Source organism: Phenylobacterium sp. LjRoot97 (genome assembly GCF_964254345.1).
GTDB lineage: Bacteria > Pseudomonadota > Alphaproteobacteria > Caulobacterales > Caulobacteraceae > Phenylobacterium.
Genome location: NZ_CAXUTH020000001.1, coordinates 60,974 through 77,080, shown reverse-complemented (window position 1 = coordinate 77,080; position 16,107 = coordinate 60,974). Strand labels below are relative to the sequence as shown.

The following is a 16,107-nucleotide window of genomic DNA, read 5'->3' as shown; positions in this document are numbered from 1 at the left end:
TAGCCTGAGCCCATGAGCTTCGTGCGCGCCCTGCTCTCGTCCGTAACCGCCCCCGATCCGGGGACGAGGACGCGCGCCTAGACCTTCCGCGCCACCGATCCCCGCAAACTTGCGGATGGATCGGCGCGCTCTCCATCCGCACCCGATGGAGAAAGACATGCAGACCCGACCGACATACGACTGGTGGTACGACGACGCCCGCCACGTCGGCCTCGATTTCGAGGACGAGCACGAGGTCGCCACCTATGACGCGCGCCAGGGCGGCTCGGCCGAGCGCGACCGCGCATTACTGATCGACCTCGGCCTCGCGCCGCACATGACCATGGCCGACATCGGCTGCGGCACCGGCATTCTGGCGCGGGAAGCAGCGCGCATGTGCCGCTCGGTGGTCGCGATCGACGTGTCGGCGGCGATGCTGGCGGCGGCGAAGTCCCGGGCCGACGGCCTGGACAATCTCAGCTTCCAGCGCGCCGGCTTCCTGTCGTTCGACGCCGCGCCGGCGAGCTTCGACCTGGTCACCGCCAGGAACGCCCTGCACCACCTGCCCGATTTCTGGAAGGCCATGGCGCTGATGCGGATCTTCACGGCGCTGAAGCCGGGCGGCCGGCTCTATCTGCGCGACGTGATGTTCGCCGCGCCGCCGGGCGAACTGGCCCAGGCGGCCGAGGACTGGATCGTCTGGCTCAGCGAGAACACCGGCTATTCGCGGGCCGAGGGCGCCTGCCACATCCGCGAGGAGTATTCGACCTTCGCCTGGGCGGTCGAGCGGATGCTGACCGACGCCGGCTATCTGATCGTCGAGCAGGTGCAGGACGGAGTGTACGGGACCTTCCTGGCGCAGCGGCCGGAGGCCTAGAGCTGCTTCTCGCGCTGGCGGGGCTCGGCGGCGCGGGCGCGGCTGTCGCGGACGGCGTCGTCGAACACCGCGGCGGCGGCGTCGTTCGGCGCGCGCACCCGCCGCGTGTCGGCGGGCTGCGGCGTGGGCGAGAGGTTGAGCGCGCGCAGCGCGTGGTCTCCCTCGCGGCCGAAGAGGTTGCGCAGCCGCACGTCCATCTGCGGCGAAGCGTTGTCGACCCCGGCCGCCAGCAACGCCTCGTGGACCGCCCAGGTGTAGGCGGCGTGCATGGACGAGGGATGGCGCGAGGATTCCAGCGTCGGCCAGACGATGAGTTCGAAGTCGAGGCCGTCGCCGCCGAAGCCGGTCAGCCACACCTGGGTCTTGCGGTGGTCGGCGTCCGGCAAGGTGAACGGCAGCGCCCGCGCCGCCGCCAGCACCACGTCGCGCACCAGGGCCTTGTCGGCCAGCTCGGTGACGGAGAAGGCGACGTGGATGCGGCGGGATTCCTCGTTGTAGGTCCAGTTGACCACCTCGCTCTGCATCAGCTTCGAGTTGGGGATCACCACATTGACCGCGTCGTTGGTGCGCAGCCGGGTGGCGCGGGCGCCGATCTCGACGATTTCGCCGCGCAGTCCGCTTTCGAGCTCGACGAAGTCGCCGACCTGGATGGACGGGTCGAAGATCAGCACCAGGCCGGCGACGAACTCCTTGACCACGCCCTGCAGCCCCAGGCCGACCCCGACCCCGGTGGCGCCGGCGAAGATCGTGAAGGAGCTGAGGTTGAGCCCGAGGGTGGCCAGGCCCGCCAGCAGGCCGACCACCAGCAGCGCATAACCGGCGACCTGCTCGAAGATGTAGATCAGCGGCGAACCAAGCTTGGCGCGCTGGCGCACGCGGTCGAGCCCGGCTCGCATCAGCCGAACGAGAGCATAGGCGACGGCGACGATGAGCACCGCGACCAGCACGCGCCCGGCGAAATGCAGCCAGGCTCCGGAAGCCAGCCAGTGGTGGATCGTGGCGAGGGAAGGATTTGAGGCCATCTTGCGCTCCCGCATCGAGGAGGCCCGATGAAGGCGCAGAAGCTTCGGACTGAACATTCGGCGAAACCCTGGGCTCGCCGGCGGCGCTTGCGCCGGGCCTGACCACCGCCTAGCTAGGAGCTTCCTCGAACCGGGACGGGACCCATGACCGAGTCCGCAAGCAGGTAGGCCGCAACAACACCCCTCGTTGTTGCGGCGGTCGACACCCCAGCTCCAGAGCCAAGGCTGACTGCCGCCAATCTCCCGATTTGAGTGGATGCAAAGTCATGCCTGGTTCCAAAGCCAGACCCTGGGACTATTCCCTTCCCGCCGCGCTGATGCTGCTGGCGCCGTTCGACGTCCTCGCCTCGCTGGCCATGGACATCTACCTGCCGGTCGTTCCCGACATGCCCGGCCAGCTTTCGACGACGCCGGCCGTCGTCCAACTGACCCTCAGTCTCTACATGGCCGTGCTCGGCCTGGGCCAAGTCGCCTTCGGGCCGCTGTCGGATCGGCTGGGCCGCCGCCCGGTGCTGCTGGGCGGGGCGGGGCTGTTCGTCGGCGCAAGCCTGGGCCTGGCCCTGGCCGACGCCGGGCCGGCGTTCGTCGCCTGGCGGGTGTTGCAGGCGGCGGGCGCTTCGGCGGCCCTGGTCGCGACCTTCGCCACGGTGCGCGACGTCTATGCCGAGCGGCCTGAAGCCGCGAGCATCTACGGCCTGCTCGGCGCGATCCTGTCGTTCGTGCCGGCGCTGGGGCCGATCGCCGGCGCGCTGATCGCCCACGGGTTCGGGTGGCGGGCGATCTTTCTCGTCCTGGCCGGGCTGATGGCGGGGGCCGCCATCCACGCCGTCCGCCGCTGGCCTGAGACGCGGCCAGCGGTCGGTTCCGGCGACCGCCCGTCGCTCGCGGCGATCCTGCGCAGCTACGATTTCTGGACCTATACGCTCGGGTTCAGCGCCGCGATGGGCGCGTTCTTCGTGTTCTTCTCGACCGCGCCGCGAATCCTGATCGGCCAGGCCGGTCTCTCGCAGCTGGCCTTCAGCCTCGCCTTCGCCTCGGCGGCGGGGGTGATGATCGTCACCTCGCGGTTTGTGGGACGAGCCGTCGCGCGCTGGGGAACGGCCGGAAGCCTGGCGCGCGGCATGGGCTTGCTGATCGCCGGAGCCGTGCTGCTGGCGGCCGGCCAGGTCTGGGCCGAGCCGTCGGTCTGGACGCTGCTGGCGCCGATGTGGGTGATGGCCGTCGGGATGGTGCTGGCCGTCGCGGTCTGCGCCAACGGGGCGCTGGCGGCGTTCGGCGGCGCGGCCGGGACGGCGGTGGCGCTCTACTTCGCGATCGAAAGCGTGATCGTCGGCGTACTGGGCACGGCCGCGGTGGTCTGGCTGGACGGCGACACGGCCTGGCCGCTGGCGGCGTTCGCGGCCGCGATGGCGTTGCTGGTCTTGGGGCTGCTCATCGCCAAGCCGCCGCGGCGCCCGGCCTAGATCGGCCTGCGAGGGGGATGGCGCGAGCCGTCCCCCTGCAAGATCGTCGCCTTAGGCGTTGCCGATGGTCTCGCCGCCCAGGCCCTGGGCCTTGCGCGCGGCGTAGACGCCGGCGAAGTCGATCGGGTCGAGCATGAAGGGCGGGAAGCCGCCGTCCGAGGTCACCGACGCGATGATCTGGCGGGCGAACGGGAACATGAAGCGCGGGCACTCGACCAGCAGGACCGGCTCGAGGTCTTCCTGGCTGACGCCCGAAATCTGGAACACGCCGCCATAGAGCAGCTCGACGTGGAACACCGGGCCGTCTTCGCGCTCGGCGCGGGCCGACAGCTTCAGGTCGACTTCGAACAGACCGTCCTCGCGGCCGCGGGCGTTCATTTCGACGCCCATTTCGATCTGCGGCTGGGTGGCGTTCTGGGCGCGGAGGGTCTCCGGCGCGCGGGGATTTTCGAACGACAGGTCGCGGATGAACTGGGCGAGGATGCGGATGCCGGGCTCGGGGGCGCCCGCACCGTTGGTCTCGGGGCCGGCGGCGTCGGTATCGGTCATATTCGGGAAAATCCGGTTGGTGGACGCGCATTCACGTCCTGTTGTGGCCTGGGCTGCTATCATGCGCCCTATGCCATGGCAACGTCGCCCCTGACGTGGGCGTTACGCTGTCCTATATTGAAGATTACGTTCGTCTCGTGAGCCTGAAGAATTGCAAGTCCTCGAACTGATCATTTTCGCCGGTCTGGCCGCTGTGGTGCTGTACCAGCTCTATGCCGTGCTGGGTCGGCGCGTCGGCCGTCAGCCTGAGGACACGCCTGCGGCGGACTCGGTGGCGCCGGGCGCGCGCCAGGCGCCGGCGATGGACCAGATCGACGACGGCGTCGACCTGACCGGCCTGCCGGCGATCAAGCATCGCGACCCCTCGTTCGACCTGTCGCGCTTCCTCGGCGGGGCCAAGGGCGCCTACGAGATGGTGGTGCGCGCCTTCGCCGGCGGCGACCGCGAAACCCTGCGCAATCTGCTGGCCCCCAATGTGCTGGCCAGTTTCGAGAGCGCGATCGACGAGCGCGAGGCCCAGGGCCGCAGCGAGTCCGTCGAGTTCCTGCACCCGCCGCGCGCCGACATGGAACGCGCCGACCTGCACGGCGACGCGGCGCAGATCACGGTCCGCTTCCTGGCCGAATTCCGCAGCCGCACCAAGGGCCCGGAAGGCGAAGGCGTGGACGACAAGCGCACCGCCGAACTGTGGACCTTCGAGCGCAATCTGAAGAGCCGCGACCCCAACTGGCTGCTCGTCAACGTGGCCGCCGCCGAAGCTTAAGCAGAGCGAAAACCGAACGGCGGCAAGGGTTTGTTAACCCTTACGCCGTTTTCCCGCCCTCAACGCAGGACTATGAAGGGGAGCTGGCGCATGACGTGCGCCGGGCGCTCGTCCCTTCGGTTCGAGCGGGCGGCGGGCCGATCGCCGCGACTTCGACGACAGCGCTGGGGGCGACCTTGAACATCCGACATGCAAGCCGTCTTGTTCCGGCCCTGCTGCTGACCCTCTTGGTCGCGGCGTGCGCCACGCCCAAGCCGCCGGCGCCGGGCCCCGGCCCGCAGCCGCCGCGGCCGACCCCGACCCAGCCGCCGCAGCCGACGCCGCCGGCCGGCCGGCCCGAGAGCTTCGCCGAGGTGCCCGGCTGGGCGCAGGACGATCACACCGCCGGCTATGAGGCGTTCCGCACCACCTGCGGCGTGTCGCGCGATCCGGCGCTGGGCGAGATCTGCCGCCGGGCGCGGGCCGTCGGGCCGCTGGACGGATCGCAGGCGCGCAGCTTCCTGGAAGAGAACTTCCGGCCCGAACTGCTGGTCGGCGACGGCGTGCTGACCGCCTACTTCTCACCCGAATACGAGGCGCGCGAGCGGCCGAGCGTCGAGTTCTCGGCCCCGGTGCGGCCCAAGCCCGAGGACCTGGTCGGCACCGGCGTCGGCGGCAAGTCGGCGCAGAAGCGCGGCAATGGCGGCCAGCTCGGCCCCTATCCGGACCGCGCCGAGATCGAAAAGGCCAGCGCCGGGCCGGTGCTGGCCTGGATGCGGCCCGAGGACCTGTTCTTCCTGCAGATCCAGGGCTCGGGGGTGCTGACCTTCGAGAGCGGCCGCCGCGCCAAGGCGGTGTTCGCCGCCACCAACGGCAAGACGTTCCAGGGGATCGCCAATCCGATGCGCGACCGCGGGCTGCTGGCCGCCAACAACACCTCCGGCGAGGCGATCCGAAGCTGGCTGGCCGACAACCGCGGCCCGCGCGCCGACGAGATCATGCGGCTGAACCCGCGCTACGTATTCTTCACCCTGGCCGCCGACGACGGCCGCCAGCCGGTGGGCGCGGCCGGCATCCCGCTGCCGCCCGGCCGCTCGATCGCCGTGGACACCGGGCTCAACGCCCTGGGCGGGCTCTACTTCATCGAGGGCGTCGCCCCGACCCTGTCGGGCGCCTTCCCGGCCTATCGCCGCACGGTGATGGCGCTGGACGCCGGCGGCGCGATCAAGGGGCCGGTTCGCGCCGACCTCTATCTCGGCATCGGTTCGCAGGCTGGCGCCGAGGCCGGCCGTGTGCGCCATACTCTGCGCATGCACCGTCTGGTCCCGAAGGTCGGCCCCTATCGATGAAACGGCCCATCCGCCCTGACGAGCAGAAGCTCTGGGCGATGGTGGCGGCCACCGTCCACCCGCATCCGGGCCGTCCGGCGACGCCTGCGCCGCCGCGGGCCGAGCCGGCGATCCCGGAACTGAAGGCCAAGGGCCGGGTGATCGATCCGGCCGCCCGCCTGCCGCTGTCCGAAATCATGCCGCCCCTGCGCGCGCCGTTGCGCGGCGAGACGGAGGGCATCGAGCCGCGCCGCAAGCACCGGATCGCCAAGGAGCGCGAGCCGATCGGCGCGCGCATCGACCTGCACGGCATGGACCAGCAGCGCGCCAAGGCGGCGCTGGAGGCGTTCGTGCTGCGGGCCTGGGACGAGGGCTATCGCGCGGTGCTGGTGATCACCGGCAAGGGGACGCTGGGCGACGGCGTGCTGCGCCGCCGCGCGCCCGAATGGCTGGGCGGCATGGCCCTGCGCGGGGTGGTGGCCGGCATCTCGGAAGCCCACCGCCGGCACGGCGGCGAGGGCGCGCTCTATGTGGCGCTGAAGCGCAAGCCGAGGGCCTAGCGGTCACAACTGCGTATGGCCCCTGGAAATCCTGAGCCCGGCGCACGATATGCGCGCGGATAATTACAAAGGAAACGCTGTTTTGACCTCCCGACTTCCGAAGATCTTCGCCGTCAGCGGCCTGTCGCTGGCCATGGGGCTGGCGCTCGTGACCGAGGCGGACGCCCGTCGCGGAGGCAGCTTCGGCAGCCGCGGGGCCCGCACCCACCAGGCGGCGCCGCCCACCCAGACCTCGCCGACCCAGACCGCGCCGGTGCAGCGTTCGATGACCGAGCGCCAGCCGGGCGCGCCGACCACGGCGCCGGCCCGTCCGAACGCCGCCAATCCGGCCGCCGCGCCGAAGCCCGGCCTGTTCGGCAATCCGCTGGTCCGCGGCCTGATGCTGGGCGGCCTGATCGGCCTGCTGCTGGGCCATGGTTTCGGCGCCGGCATGGCCGGAATGCTGGGCGGCCTGCTGCAGATCGCGGCGATCGCCCTGGTGGCGATGCTGGCGTTCCGCTTCTTCGCCTCGCGCCGCAAGCCGGCTCAGGCCGCGGCGGCCAGCAACAACGCGGCCTTCCGCTCGCCCTTCGAGATGCAGCAGCCGGCGCAGCCGGCCGCCGCGCCGCAGAGCTATGCGCCGCCGGCCGATCTCGGCCAGGACTTCGCGGTGACCGGCGCTGACCGCGAGACCTTCGAAAAGCTGCTGCGCGAAATCCAGGAAGCTTTCGGCCGCGAGGACTACGCCGCGATCCGCGAGCGCACGACGCCGGAGATCATGGGCTACCTGGCCGAGGAACTGGGCCAGAACGCCACCGCCGGCCGCCGCAACGAGGTCCGCGACGTGAAAATGCTGGAAGGCGACGTCGCCGAAGCCTGGCGCGAGGGCCCGGTCGACTACGCCACCGCCGCCCTGCGCTATACGAGCGTCGACGTGATGGTCGACCGCCAGACCGGCGCGGTCGTCGAGGGCGACGCCGATCGCCCGACCGAGACCACCGAACTCTGGACCTTCGTGCGCCATCCCAACGAGGGCTGGAAGCTGTCGGCGATCCAGGAAGCCTGAGGCTGATCTTGACGGCGCGCTTATGCGGCGCGCCGTCATCCGCCATCGAACCCTGACGGGACTTTGCGCCAGATTTGACGCCAGGCCGGCTCATCCGCCGGCCGCGTCAATGAGGCGACCATGTCCGCGGCGTTCCCCCGGCCGACCATCGGCCTTTCCCAACTGCTCATCGAAGCCGGCCTCGACGCCGGCAGCGCCATCCGGGTGACCGGACCCGGCGCCCTGCCCGCCCTGCTCTGGCTGTGCCGGCGCGGCTACGAGAACGTCGGCTGCCTACAGGCCGGCGTGCGCGCCCCCGCCGGCGAGGCCGACGCCCTGCTGGCCGCCCACACCGCCAGCGGCGAGTGGCTGGAGGGCCTGCTCGACGCCGGCCCGCACGTGCAGCCGGGCGGCGTGGTGATCGTCCAGACCCGGCCCAGCGTCGGCGGCGCGGCCGCGGCGCGGATCTTCCACCGCCATGGCTTCGACCTGGTGCGCCGGCTGCCGGGCGTTCACCGCGACGTGCTGGTGGCGCGCCGCGCGTCCCCGCTGCAACGGGCGGCCTGAGCCATGGAGCGCCTGGCTCTGGGCGTCGCCTGCCCGCTGAACTGGGGGCCGTTGAGACGGCGGGTCGCAGCGTTTCGCGACCAAGCCCCCGAGGTTGAGGTCGTGATCGAGGACCTGGACGACGAGGACGTCGCCGCCCGGCTGGCTGGCGGCGGCGTCGATCTGGCGGTCGCGCTGCACGAGGCCGGCGCGCCGGGCTGGCGCTCGACGCCGCTGTGGTCCGAGCCGCTCCTGGCGTTCATGGCCGAGAGCTCGCCGTTGGCCGCCGCCAACGCCGTCTCGCCCGGCGAGCTGCGCGATGAGCGGCTGCTGATGGCGGGAAGAGGCGCCGGCGACCGGGCCTTGCAGCGGGCGATCGTCCGCGCGCTGGGCGGGGCGCCGAACTTCGTCCACTACGCGGTCCAGCGCGACAACCTGCTGGACCTGACGGCGCTGGGGTTCGGGGTGACGCTGGCCGGCGCCTCGTCGCTCGGCGCCGCCTATCCGGGCGTCTGCGCCCGGCCCCTGGAGAGCGAAGCCGGCTGGCTGACCTATTGCGGCTTCTGGGCGCCGGCGAATGAGCGCCCTGCGTTGCGGCAGTTCCTGGAGGCCGGCCGTGCGTAGGGTTCGGCGCCGACCCGAGCGGACGGACCTGGCGACGGGCCTCGGCGCGGCGGCGATGCTGGTGCTGCTGATCGGCGCGCTGGTCGTGGCCGTGGCCGCCGACCCCGCCGCGCCGGCGACGATGGGAGCGGTTGCGCCGCTCACCCGTTAAATGGGCTGGAGGATCCGCTCATGGCCAAGCCCGTCGTCGTCACCATCCCGCACGAACTCGGCAAGGCCGAGGCGCGCCAACGCATCGAGGACGGCGTCGGCAAGCTGATCCATCAGTTCGGCGAAGGCGTGAAGCTGACCCGAACCTGGGAGGGCGACCGCCTTTCGTTCGCCGCCAAGATCGTCGGTCAGGCCGTGGCCGGCCGGCTCGACGTCGCCGAGGACGCGGTGCGCATGGAGGTCGACCTGCCGCCGTTCTTCGCGATGATCGCCGACAAGGTGAAGGGCCGCCTCAAGAAGGAAGGCCAACTCATGCTTGAGAAGAAGTAGAGGCGAACGGCGCCATCAGCCGCGGCGATCGGCGCACCAGTTCGACGATCAGCACCATGTAGATCGCCAGCACCGCCTCGATGATCGTGTCGTCGAGGCCGCCGGAAACCTCCGGGTCGTCGGGCAGCATGGGCGCGTGGAAGAAGGCGATCATCAGGTTGGTCGCGACGTGGGCCCCGATCGCGAACTCCAGGCCGCCGAGCCGCAGCGCCGCCCAGGCGAACGCCGCGCCGGCCAGGGCACGCGCGGCCAGGGCGCCGGGATCGAACTCGAGGTGGGCCAGAGCGAAGGCCGCGGCGTTGACGGCGATCAGCACCCAGACATTGCGGGTGAAGGCCGCGGTCTGCTGCAGCAGGTAACCGCGGAACACCGCCTCCTCCGCCGTCGCGGCGACGAACAGGCCGGCGACCACCGCCAGCGCATAGAACACCTTCAGCGCCAGGCTCGAATTGGGGGCGAATATCGGGGTCTGATACTCGCCAGGGTTCATCAGCCAGTCGGCGAACATCAGCACGCCGACGCCGATCACGGTCAGCGCCGCGCCGGCCAGCAGCAGCCGCCAACGGAAGTGCGGCGCGGCGGTCATCCAGGTCGAGATCGGGCGGCCGAACACGTAACGGGCCGCCAGCATCACCGCCAAGGCCATCGCCCCGAGCCCGACCCCGAGCTGCAGGACATAGATGGCCGAGCGCTGCAGCCGGGGCCCGCCCGTGTCTTCGAACATGGCGCCGCCGGTGAGCGTTCCGAGCACGATCGCAAACAGCAGCGACAGCAGCATCACCGCCGCCGGCGTCGCCGCGGCCATGGCGGCGACCCGCGGCCAGCGGCGGTCGCGTTCGGTTACAGCCTGCAGAAATGGAAAGGGAGCGAGCACCTGCCGACTATGCTCCTGCGGAGGCGCTTGCGCCATCGGCGCGAGTAGCGTGCAGGTGTAGCTTCGAAGCTGTTTCCAGGACAAATTCACCCATAGGGTGAATTTTGCCTTGACCGAACGGCATGGAGACCGACGTTGTGTCACCGATGCTTGGGCTGGGTGACCTTAATCTGCGCGAGAGACTCGCGCCGGACGTGCCCACTTGGGTGACCGAGTGGGTCTGCGCCAGCGCATGCGCGGCGTTGGCCGGCCTGTTGCGGGCGCTGATTTCGCTGGTCGTCGTCGCGCCGCCCTACGTCTTCCTCTATCCGCTGGTGCTGCTGGCGACGCTGCTGGCCGGGTGGCGCTCGGGGATCTACAGCCTGACCATCATCCTGCTCGGCGTCTGGTACGTGGTGCTGCACCCGGCTCGATTTGGTCCGCTGACCGCCGGCGAGGGCGCGGCGCTGGTGCTCAACGCGCTAAGCGGCCTGGCGGTGATCGCCGTCGCCCAGGCGTTCCGCACGTCATACCGGGTCGCCGAGGCCGAGCGCGCGGCCAAGCTCGAGGTCCGCGACCTGCTGCTGCGGGAGCTGAACCATCGGGTAAAGAACAATTTCCAGATGGTCGAGAGCCTGCTGGACATGCAGCGGCGGCGGGCGCCTGCGGCGAGCACCGAGCAGGCCCTGGCCGATGCGCTGCGCCGGGTGCACTCGATGGCCCAGGCCCACGCCAACCTTTACTCGCCCGACGAGGCCGGCGACGCGATCGATCTCGGCGCCTATCTGGGCGATCTGTGCGAAAACCTGTCGGACAGCCTGCTGCTGAGCGGCGACGTGCGGCTGGACAGCTGGCTGACCTCCTGCCCTTGCGATCGCGATCGGGCGGTGGCGGTGGGGTTGGTGGTCAACGAGCTGGTCACCAACGCCGCCAAGTACGCCTTCCCGGCCGGGCGCTCCGGCCGCATCCTGGTCTCCCTCAAGCAGATCGAGGTCGGCTGCGAGCTGACGGTCGCCGACAACGGCGTGGGCATGTCGCCCGAGGCCGAGATCAACAGCCGCGGGCTCGGCCGCAAACTGGTCGAGGGGTTCGCGCGCCAGACCGGCGGCACCCTGACCCGCGGAGACGGACCGGGCGTCAGCCACACCTTGGTGTTGCCGCACTAAGCCAAATGCAAAGTTGGCGAGAACCTTCACCGTAGTTATTCGTTAACGGCGCCAGGGAGGACGTCCATGACGCTGCGCCGTGACCTGAACCCGATGCCGGACGACGTGCGCCAGGCGCTGGAATTCCGCAGCCTGGTCGACGCCTACGAGGCCCGTCCCCCCTTCCAGCGCAACGATTACCTCGGCTGGATCACCCGCGCCCGCAAGCCTGAGACCCGCGAGAAGCGGCTGATCCAGATGCTCGACGAGCTCGAGGACGGCGATATCTATATGAAGATGCGCTGGAGCCCGGCATCCTGAGCCGACGGTGTTTTGAGTCCGCAGGCCCCCTCCGTCTCGATGCTACGCATCGATCCACCTCCCCCAGAGGGGGAGGAATTAGGTGGGGCGGGACGCCTTCTCGGCGAGGCCCGAGGTTCCTTCGCGGGCCTCGAGCTTGGCGGCGACGTCGTCGAGGCTGACGCCGGCGCGGGCCAGCAGCACCAGCCAGTGATAGATCAGATCTGCGCTCTCGGCGGCCAGGCCGTCCCGGTCGTCCTGGGCGGCGGCGATCACCGCTTCGACGGCTTCCTCGCCGAACTTCTTGGCGGCCCGCTCGACGCCTTCGCTGAGCAGCTTGGCGGTGTAGGAGCTGGCCGGATCGGCGCCCTTGCGGGCCTCGATGGTCGCAGCCAGCCGCTCGAAGGTGTCGGAGAAGCGGCTCATGCGGCCTCCGTGATGCGGACCGGAATGTGGGCCTTGGCCATCTCGCGCTTCACTTCGGCGACGGAAACCTCGCCGAAGTGGAAGATCGAGGCGGCGAGGACCGCGTCGGCGCCGCCCTTGGTGACGGCGTCGACCATGTGCTGGGCGTTGCCGGCCCCGCCCGAGGCGATGACCGGGACGTTGACCGCGCTGGTCACCGCCTTCAGCAGGTCGAGGTCGTAGCCGGTCTTGGCGCCGTCGCGGTCCATGGAGGTGAGCAGGATCTCCCCTGCCCCGCGCTTGACCGCGCCCGCGGCGTACTCGACCACGTCAAGGCCGGTGTCGGTGCGTCCGCCATAGGTGAAGACCTTCCAGCCGTCGGCGGTGCGCTTGGCGTCGATGGCGACGACCACGGCCTGCGAGCCGAAGGCGTCGGCGCAGGCGCTGATCAGGTCGGGGTTCTCGACCGCGGCTGTGTTGACGCTGATCTTGTCGGCGCCGGCCAGCAGCAGCCGGCGGGCGTCCTCGACCTGGCGGATGCCGCCGCCGACGCTGAGCGGCATGAAGCAGACGTCGGCGGTGCGGGCGATGACGTCGAGGATCGCGCCGCGCCGCTCGTGGCTGGCCGTGATGTCGAGGAACATCAGCTCGTCGGCGCCGGCCGCGTCATAGGCGGTGGCCTGTTCGACCGGATCGCCGGCGTCGCGCAGCGAGACGAAGTTCACGCCCTTCACCACGCGGCCGTCCTTGACGTCCAGGCACGGAATGACGCGGACTTTGAGCATCAGGCGGCGACCTTCAGGGCTTCCGCCGGATTGATCGCGCCGTTGTAGAGCGCGCGGCCGAGCACCGCGCCGGCGATCGGCACGCCCTTGCGGGCCTTGATCTTGACGATGTCGTCGATGGTGGCCAAGCCGCCGGCGGCGATGACCGGGATGGCCACCGCGTCGGCGATGGCCCCGAAGGCCTCGACGTTGAAGCCCATGACGGTGCCGTCGCGGTCGATGTCGGTGATGATCAGGGCGCCGACGCCAGCGTCCTCGAAGCGCTTGGCGACGGTGACGGCGTCGAGGTCGGAGCTCTCGGTCCAGCCCTGAGTCGCGACCTTGCCGGCGCGGACGTCGACGGAGACGGCGATCTGTTCGGGCCAGAGACGGGCGGCCTCGCGGACGATCTCGGGCTCGGTCACCGCGACTGTGCCGAGGATGACGCGCGACACGCCGGCTTCGATCCAGCGCTCGACGTCCTTCAGGCTGCGGATGCCGCCGCCGAGCTGGACCGGGATCGAGACCGCTTCGAGGATCGCCTCGACGGCCTTTTCATTGACCGCCTTGCCCTGCACCGCGCCGTTCAGGTCGACGACGTGGACCCAGTGGAAGCCGGCCTCGACGAAGCTGGCGGCCTGGGCGGCGGGCGAGGTGTTGAACACCGTGGCGGTGTCGAGGTCGCCGTGCAGGACACGGACGCACTGGCCGTCTTTGAGATCGATGGCCGGATAGAGGATCACGGTCGCCACTCCAGGAAACGCGCCAACAGGGCAAGGCCGGCGCTTTGCGACTTTTCAGGGTGAAATTGTACGCCCGCGACGTGGCCCTTGGCGACGGCGGCGGGAAATTTGCCGCCATGGTCGACATAGGCGGCGACGTCGGCGGGATCGTTCGGGAAGAAGGCGAACGAATGGGTGAAGTACATGGGGGCCTCGCCGACGCCGGCGATCGGCGCGGGGCCGTGCGGGTCGATCAGGGTGTTCCAGCCCATGTGCGGGATCTTGGCGGCCGGGTCGGTCGGCTCCACGCGGCGGACGTCGCCCGGGATCCAGCCGAGGCCGGGGGTCTCGCCGAACTCCAGGCCGCGGGTGGCCAGCAGCTGCATGCCGACGCAGACGCCGAGGAACGGACGGCCCTTGACCTGGACCGCCTCGGTCATGGCTTCGATGAGGCCGGGACGCTCGGACAGGGCCTTCATGCACGCGGCGAAGGCGCCGACGCCGGGCAGCACCACCCGGTCGGCGGCGGCCACGGTTTCGGGATCGCTGGTCACGACGATCTGGCTCGTTCCCGCCGCAGCGCGGACGAGGGCCTTTTCGGCCGAGCGCAGGTTGCCCGACCCGTAGTCGATCAGGGCGACGCTCTGCATAGGGTTAGTCTCTTTTCATTGCCGCGCGCTCGGACGCAAAACCGGTGGCCACTTTTGCTGAGCGCGCTTTAGAGGACGCCCTTGGTCGACGGGGCGCGACCATGGGTCTTGGGGTCGAGTTCGACGGCGACGCGCAGGGCGCGGCCCAGGGCCTTGAAGCCGCTTTCGGCGATGTGGTGGCTGTTGTCGCCGTAGAGCGTTTCCAGGTGCACGCAGGCGCCCAGGTTCATGGCGAAGGCCTGGTGGAATTCCTTGAACAGCTCGGTGTCGAACTCGCCGATCTTCGGGGTCTTGAACGCGACCTTCCAGATCAGATACGGGCGATTGCAGAGGTCGAGAGCGCAGCGGGTCAGCGTCTCGTCCATCGGGACGTAGGCGTGGCCGAAGCGGTAGATGCCCTTGAAGCCGTCCAGCGCCTGGCGGATCGCCTGACCGATGACGATGCCGGTGTCTTCCACGGTGTGGTGGAAGTCGATGTGCAGGTCACCCTTGGTGCGGACATAGAGGTCGATGCCGCTGAAACGCGCGAGACCGTCCAGCATGTGGTCGAAGAAACCGATGCCGGTCTCGACATCAGCAACGCCCGAGCCGTCCAGATCCACGCGAACGGTGATCTGGGTCTCCTTGGTGTTGCGGACCACTTCCGCGGTGCGGGCCATCCGTTAGAGTCCTTTCGAAGCCGCGAGGTCCTTGAGGCTGACCAGGGGCCGCGGGCCATAGTGCGAGATCACCTCGGCCGCCGCCAGCGATCCGAGCTGGCCGCAGACATTGAGCGGCCGGCCGGTGGCGAGGCCGTACATGAACCCGGCTGCGTATTGGTCGCCCGCGCCCGTCGTGTCCATGACTTTCTCGACCGGGAAGGCCGAAACCTCGAAGGTCTCGCCGCCGGCGGCGATCACCGAACCCTGGGCGCTGCGGGTGACGGCGGCGATCTTGACCTTCGAGCGCAGCGCATCGACCGCGGCGTCGAAGTCGTCGGTCTGGAACAGCGAGGTCACTTCGGTGGCGTTGGCGAACACCAGGTCGACCTGGGTCTCCAGGAAGCCGAGCAGGGCCGCGCGGTGGCGCTCGACCACGAAGCCGTCCGACAGGGTGATGGCGATCATCCGGCCGGCGGCGCGGGCCAGGCCCGCGGCCTTGGCGAAGGCGCGGCGGGCGGCCTCGGCGTCGAACAGGTAGCCTTCCAGGTAGACGATCTTGGCCGCCTCGATGACCGCGGCGTCGATGTCGTCGGAGGCGAACTCGGTCGAGGCGCCCAGGAAGGTCGACATGGTCCGCTCGCCGTCGGGCGTGACGTTGATCATCGACACGGCGGTGGCCTTGCCGTCGAGCAGCGGCGGGGTGTCGAAGTGGGCGCCGATGGCGCGCATGTCGTGGGTGAAGACCTTGCCGAGCTGGTCGTCGGCGACCTTGCCGAGGAAGGCGCCGCGGCCGCCGAACGAGGCCAGGCCCGCGACGGTGTTGGCGGCCGAGCCGCCGGAGGCCTCGACCCCGGCCTGCATGGCGGCGTAGATCGCCGCGCTGCGCTGCTCGTCGACCAGCATCATGGCGCCCTTGTCCATGCCTTGCTGGGTCAGGAAGTCGTCGCTCGCCGGGGCGATCACGTCGACGATGGCGTTGCCGATGGCGGCGACGTCGTAGAGCTCGGTCATGCGGGGAAGGTCGGCTTTCGCTGAAATCAGGCCTCGCCTCCTACAGGGAAAGGCGTTTGGGGGCAACGCGCGGGCGCATCGAGGGCAACCGGGTCTGGTCCTGTGAGTTCATCCTGGGCAACCGGAGGACCGCAATGTCGATACTGAAGCGCGACAAACCCAAGACCAGCGGCCAGGCGATCGGCTCGGGCGCCGCAGCGGCGGACGCCGCCGTCGAGGGCCGCCCGCAGATGGCCGATCACAAGAGCGAAGCGCCGCACGCCCGGCCCGCCGAACGGCCGCTGGCCGAGAACGAAAAGCACGACCAGCTGGCGGAAAAGCAGAAGGACGCCGAGGACCGGCAGGAAGCCCTGCTGGACGAGGGCCTGGAAGAAAGCTTCCCGAGCAGCGACCCGGTGAGCGTCAAGCGCATCACCTGACCG

Annotated in this window: 22 protein-coding genes; 13 read left to right on the top strand and 9 right to left on the bottom strand. The window is 70.1% G+C overall.

From position 1 onward, the window contains the following. The first annotated feature begins 157 nt into the window (after positions 1-157). The gene (locus ACSQ2H_RS00410; RefSeq protein WP_436059517.1) at positions 158-856 is read left to right on the top strand and encodes a class I SAM-dependent methyltransferase; all 699 of its coding nucleotides are present in this window, start codon (positions 158-160) and stop codon (positions 854-856) included. Here ACSQ2H_RS00410 and ACSQ2H_RS00405 read toward each other — a convergent pair. Continuing rightward, on the bottom strand, positions 853-1,878 hold the full coding sequence (locus tag ACSQ2H_RS00405; protein WP_436059516.1) for a mechanosensitive ion channel family protein: 1,026 nt from the start codon (positions 1,876-1,878) through the stop codon (positions 853-855). The genes ACSQ2H_RS00410 and ACSQ2H_RS00405 overlap by 4 nt on opposite strands. 266 nt (positions 1,879-2,144) lie before the next feature. Between ACSQ2H_RS00405 and cml the strand changes: the two genes are divergently transcribed. Then, on the top strand, positions 2,145-3,341 hold the full coding sequence (cml, locus tag ACSQ2H_RS00400) for a CmlA/FloR family chloramphenicol efflux MFS transporter (RefSeq protein WP_436059515.1): 1,197 nt from the start codon (positions 2,145-2,147) through the stop codon (positions 3,339-3,341). Between the two features lie 51 nt (positions 3,342-3,392). Here cml and secB read toward each other — a convergent pair whose 3' ends face one another. Then, positions 3,393-3,890, bottom strand: coding sequence for a protein-export chaperone SecB (gene secB, locus ACSQ2H_RS00395; protein WP_293407491.1), 498 nt, complete (start codon positions 3,888-3,890; stop codon positions 3,393-3,395). Positions 3,891-4,041: 151 nt separating this feature from the next. Between secB and timA the strand changes: the two genes are divergently transcribed. From timA to ACSQ2H_RS00355, 8 genes are all read left to right on the top strand, one after another. Beyond that, positions 4,042-4,653 carry a TIM44-related membrane protein TimA gene (gene timA, locus ACSQ2H_RS00390; RefSeq protein WP_436059514.1) on the top strand — a complete coding sequence of 204 codons (612 nt, stop codon included), beginning with the start codon at positions 4,042-4,044 and terminating at the stop codon, positions 4,651-4,653. A 176-nt stretch (positions 4,654-4,829) separates the two neighbouring features. Continuing rightward, a complete protein-coding gene (locus ACSQ2H_RS00385; protein ID WP_436059513.1) occupies positions 4,830-5,981 on the top strand; it encodes an MltA domain-containing protein in 1,152 nt (383 codons plus the stop codon). Further along, entirely contained in the window at positions 5,978-6,520 is a 543-nt protein-coding gene (locus ACSQ2H_RS00380; RefSeq protein WP_436059512.1) for a Smr/MutS family protein, read from the top strand. Before ACSQ2H_RS00385 ends, ACSQ2H_RS00380 begins: the two co-directional genes overlap by 4 nt. Before the next feature lie 82 nt (positions 6,521-6,602). Beyond that, positions 6,603-7,565, top strand: coding sequence for a Tim44 domain-containing protein (locus ACSQ2H_RS00375; protein WP_436059511.1), 963 nt, complete (start codon positions 6,603-6,605; stop codon positions 7,563-7,565). A gap of 120 nt (positions 7,566-7,685) precedes the next feature. Then, positions 7,686-8,111 (top strand): hypothetical protein, encoded by a 426-nt coding sequence (locus ACSQ2H_RS00370; RefSeq protein ID WP_436059510.1) that lies wholly within the window; start codon positions 7,686-7,688, stop codon positions 8,109-8,111. Positions 8,112-8,114: 3 nt separating this feature from the next. Then, positions 8,115-8,714: a LysR family substrate-binding domain-containing protein gene (locus ACSQ2H_RS00365; RefSeq protein ID WP_436059509.1), complete on the top strand. Its 600-nt coding sequence runs from the start codon at positions 8,115-8,117 to the stop codon at positions 8,712-8,714. Then, complete coding sequence (locus ACSQ2H_RS00360) at positions 8,707-8,865, top strand: hypothetical protein (RefSeq protein ID WP_436059508.1); 159 nt, start codon at positions 8,707-8,709, stop codon at positions 8,863-8,865. Before ACSQ2H_RS00365 ends, ACSQ2H_RS00360 begins: the two co-directional genes overlap by 8 nt. Before the next feature lie 20 nt (positions 8,866-8,885). Further along, positions 8,886-9,194 (top strand): polyhydroxyalkanoic acid system family protein, encoded by a 309-nt coding sequence (locus ACSQ2H_RS00355; RefSeq protein ID WP_436059507.1) that lies wholly within the window; start codon positions 8,886-8,888, stop codon positions 9,192-9,194. Here ACSQ2H_RS00355 and ACSQ2H_RS00350 read toward each other — a convergent pair. Beyond that, positions 9,175-10,068 (bottom strand): CPBP family glutamic-type intramembrane protease, encoded by an 894-nt coding sequence (locus ACSQ2H_RS00350; RefSeq protein ID WP_436059506.1) that lies wholly within the window; start codon positions 10,066-10,068, stop codon positions 9,175-9,177. The genes ACSQ2H_RS00355 and ACSQ2H_RS00350 overlap by 20 nt on opposite strands. 146 nt (positions 10,069-10,214) lie before the next feature. On the opposite strand from ACSQ2H_RS00350, the gene ACSQ2H_RS00345 reads away from it, so the two are divergent. Both ACSQ2H_RS00345 and ACSQ2H_RS00340 read left to right on the top strand, forming a co-directional pair. Further along, the gene (locus ACSQ2H_RS00345; protein ID WP_436063517.1) at positions 10,215-11,213 is read left to right on the top strand and encodes a sensor histidine kinase; all 999 of its coding nucleotides are present in this window, start codon (positions 10,215-10,217) and stop codon (positions 11,211-11,213) included. A 66-nt stretch (positions 11,214-11,279) separates the two neighbouring features. Further along, positions 11,280-11,513: a YdeI/OmpD-associated family protein gene (locus tag ACSQ2H_RS00340; protein WP_436059505.1), complete on the top strand. Its 234-nt coding sequence runs from the start codon at positions 11,280-11,282 to the stop codon at positions 11,511-11,513. Between the two features lie 78 nt (positions 11,514-11,591). On the opposite strand, the gene ACSQ2H_RS00335 is transcribed toward ACSQ2H_RS00340, so the two are convergent. From ACSQ2H_RS00335 to ACSQ2H_RS00310, 6 genes are all read right to left on the bottom strand, one after another. Continuing rightward, a complete protein-coding gene (locus ACSQ2H_RS00335; protein ID WP_436059504.1) occupies positions 11,592-11,918 on the bottom strand; it encodes a phosphoribosyl-ATP diphosphatase in 327 nt (108 codons plus the stop codon). Beyond that, positions 11,915-12,682 (bottom strand): imidazole glycerol phosphate synthase subunit HisF, encoded by a 768-nt coding sequence (hisF, locus tag ACSQ2H_RS00330; RefSeq protein WP_436059503.1) that lies wholly within the window; start codon positions 12,680-12,682, stop codon positions 11,915-11,917. Before hisF ends, ACSQ2H_RS00335 begins: the two co-directional genes overlap by 4 nt. Continuing rightward, entirely contained in the window at positions 12,682-13,404 is a 723-nt protein-coding gene (gene hisA, locus ACSQ2H_RS00325; RefSeq protein ID WP_436059502.1) for a 1-(5-phosphoribosyl)-5-[(5-phosphoribosylamino)methylideneamino]imidazole-4-carboxamide isomerase, read from the bottom strand. Before hisA ends, hisF begins: the two co-directional genes overlap by 1 nt. After that, positions 13,401-14,033 (bottom strand): imidazole glycerol phosphate synthase subunit HisH, encoded by a 633-nt coding sequence (gene hisH, locus ACSQ2H_RS00320; protein ID WP_436059501.1) that lies wholly within the window; start codon positions 14,031-14,033, stop codon positions 13,401-13,403. The genes hisA and hisH overlap by 4 nt, the downstream gene beginning before the upstream one ends. 68 nt (positions 14,034-14,101) lie before the next feature. Continuing rightward, positions 14,102-14,692, bottom strand: a complete 591-nt coding sequence (gene hisB, locus ACSQ2H_RS00315) for an imidazoleglycerol-phosphate dehydratase HisB (protein ID WP_436059500.1) — start codon at positions 14,690-14,692, stop codon at positions 14,102-14,104. Between the two features lie 3 nt (positions 14,693-14,695). Beyond that, entirely contained in the window at positions 14,696-15,685 is a 990-nt protein-coding gene (locus ACSQ2H_RS00310; RefSeq protein WP_436059499.1) for an adenosine kinase, read from the bottom strand. 134 nt (positions 15,686-15,819) lie between these two features. Between ACSQ2H_RS00310 and ACSQ2H_RS00305 the strand changes: the two genes are divergently transcribed. After that, complete coding sequence (locus ACSQ2H_RS00305; protein ID WP_436059498.1) at positions 15,820-16,104, top strand: hypothetical protein; 285 nt, start codon at positions 15,820-15,822, stop codon at positions 16,102-16,104. Positions 16,105-16,107: the final 3 nt, after the last annotated feature.

Coding starts and splice junctions, on each gene's coding strand:
- ACSQ2H_RS00410 (WP_436059517.1), top strand. CDS start 158: ATGCAGACCCGACCGACATACGACTGGTGGTACGACGACGCCCGCCAC.
- ACSQ2H_RS00405 (WP_436059516.1), bottom strand. CDS start 1,878: ATGGCCTCAAATCCTTCCCTCGCCACGATCCACCACTGGCTGGCTTCC.
- cml (WP_436059515.1), top strand. CDS start 2,145: ATGCCTGGTTCCAAAGCCAGACCCTGGGACTATTCCCTTCCCGCCGCG.
- secB (WP_293407491.1), bottom strand. CDS start 3,890: ATGACCGATACCGACGCCGCCGGCCCCGAGACCAACGGTGCGGGCGCC.
- ACSQ2H_RS00380 (WP_436059512.1), top strand. CDS start 5,978: ATGAAACGGCCCATCCGCCCTGACGAGCAGAAGCTCTGGGCGATGGTG.
- ACSQ2H_RS00370 (WP_436059510.1), top strand. CDS start 7,686: ATGTCCGCGGCGTTCCCCCGGCCGACCATCGGCCTTTCCCAACTGCTC.
- ACSQ2H_RS00365 (WP_436059509.1), top strand. CDS start 8,115: ATGGAGCGCCTGGCTCTGGGCGTCGCCTGCCCGCTGAACTGGGGGCCG.
- ACSQ2H_RS00355 (WP_436059507.1), top strand. CDS start 8,886: ATGGCCAAGCCCGTCGTCGTCACCATCCCGCACGAACTCGGCAAGGCC.
- ACSQ2H_RS00345 (WP_436063517.1), top strand. CDS start 10,215: ATGCTTGGGCTGGGTGACCTTAATCTGCGCGAGAGACTCGCGCCGGAC.
- ACSQ2H_RS00340 (WP_436059505.1), top strand. CDS start 11,280: ATGACGCTGCGCCGTGACCTGAACCCGATGCCGGACGACGTGCGCCAG.
- ACSQ2H_RS00335 (WP_436059504.1), bottom strand. CDS start 11,918: ATGAGCCGCTTCTCCGACACCTTCGAGCGGCTGGCTGCGACCATCGAG.
- hisF (WP_436059503.1), bottom strand. CDS start 12,682: ATGCTCAAAGTCCGCGTCATTCCGTGCCTGGACGTCAAGGACGGCCGC.
- hisH (WP_436059501.1), bottom strand. CDS start 14,033: ATGCAGAGCGTCGCCCTGATCGACTACGGGTCGGGCAACCTGCGCTCG.
- hisB (WP_436059500.1), bottom strand. CDS start 14,692: ATGGCCCGCACCGCGGAAGTGGTCCGCAACACCAAGGAGACCCAGATC.
- ACSQ2H_RS00310 (WP_436059499.1), bottom strand. CDS start 15,685: ATGACCGAGCTCTACGACGTCGCCGCCATCGGCAACGCCATCGTCGAC.
- ACSQ2H_RS00305 (WP_436059498.1), top strand. CDS start 15,820: ATGTCGATACTGAAGCGCGACAAACCCAAGACCAGCGGCCAGGCGATC.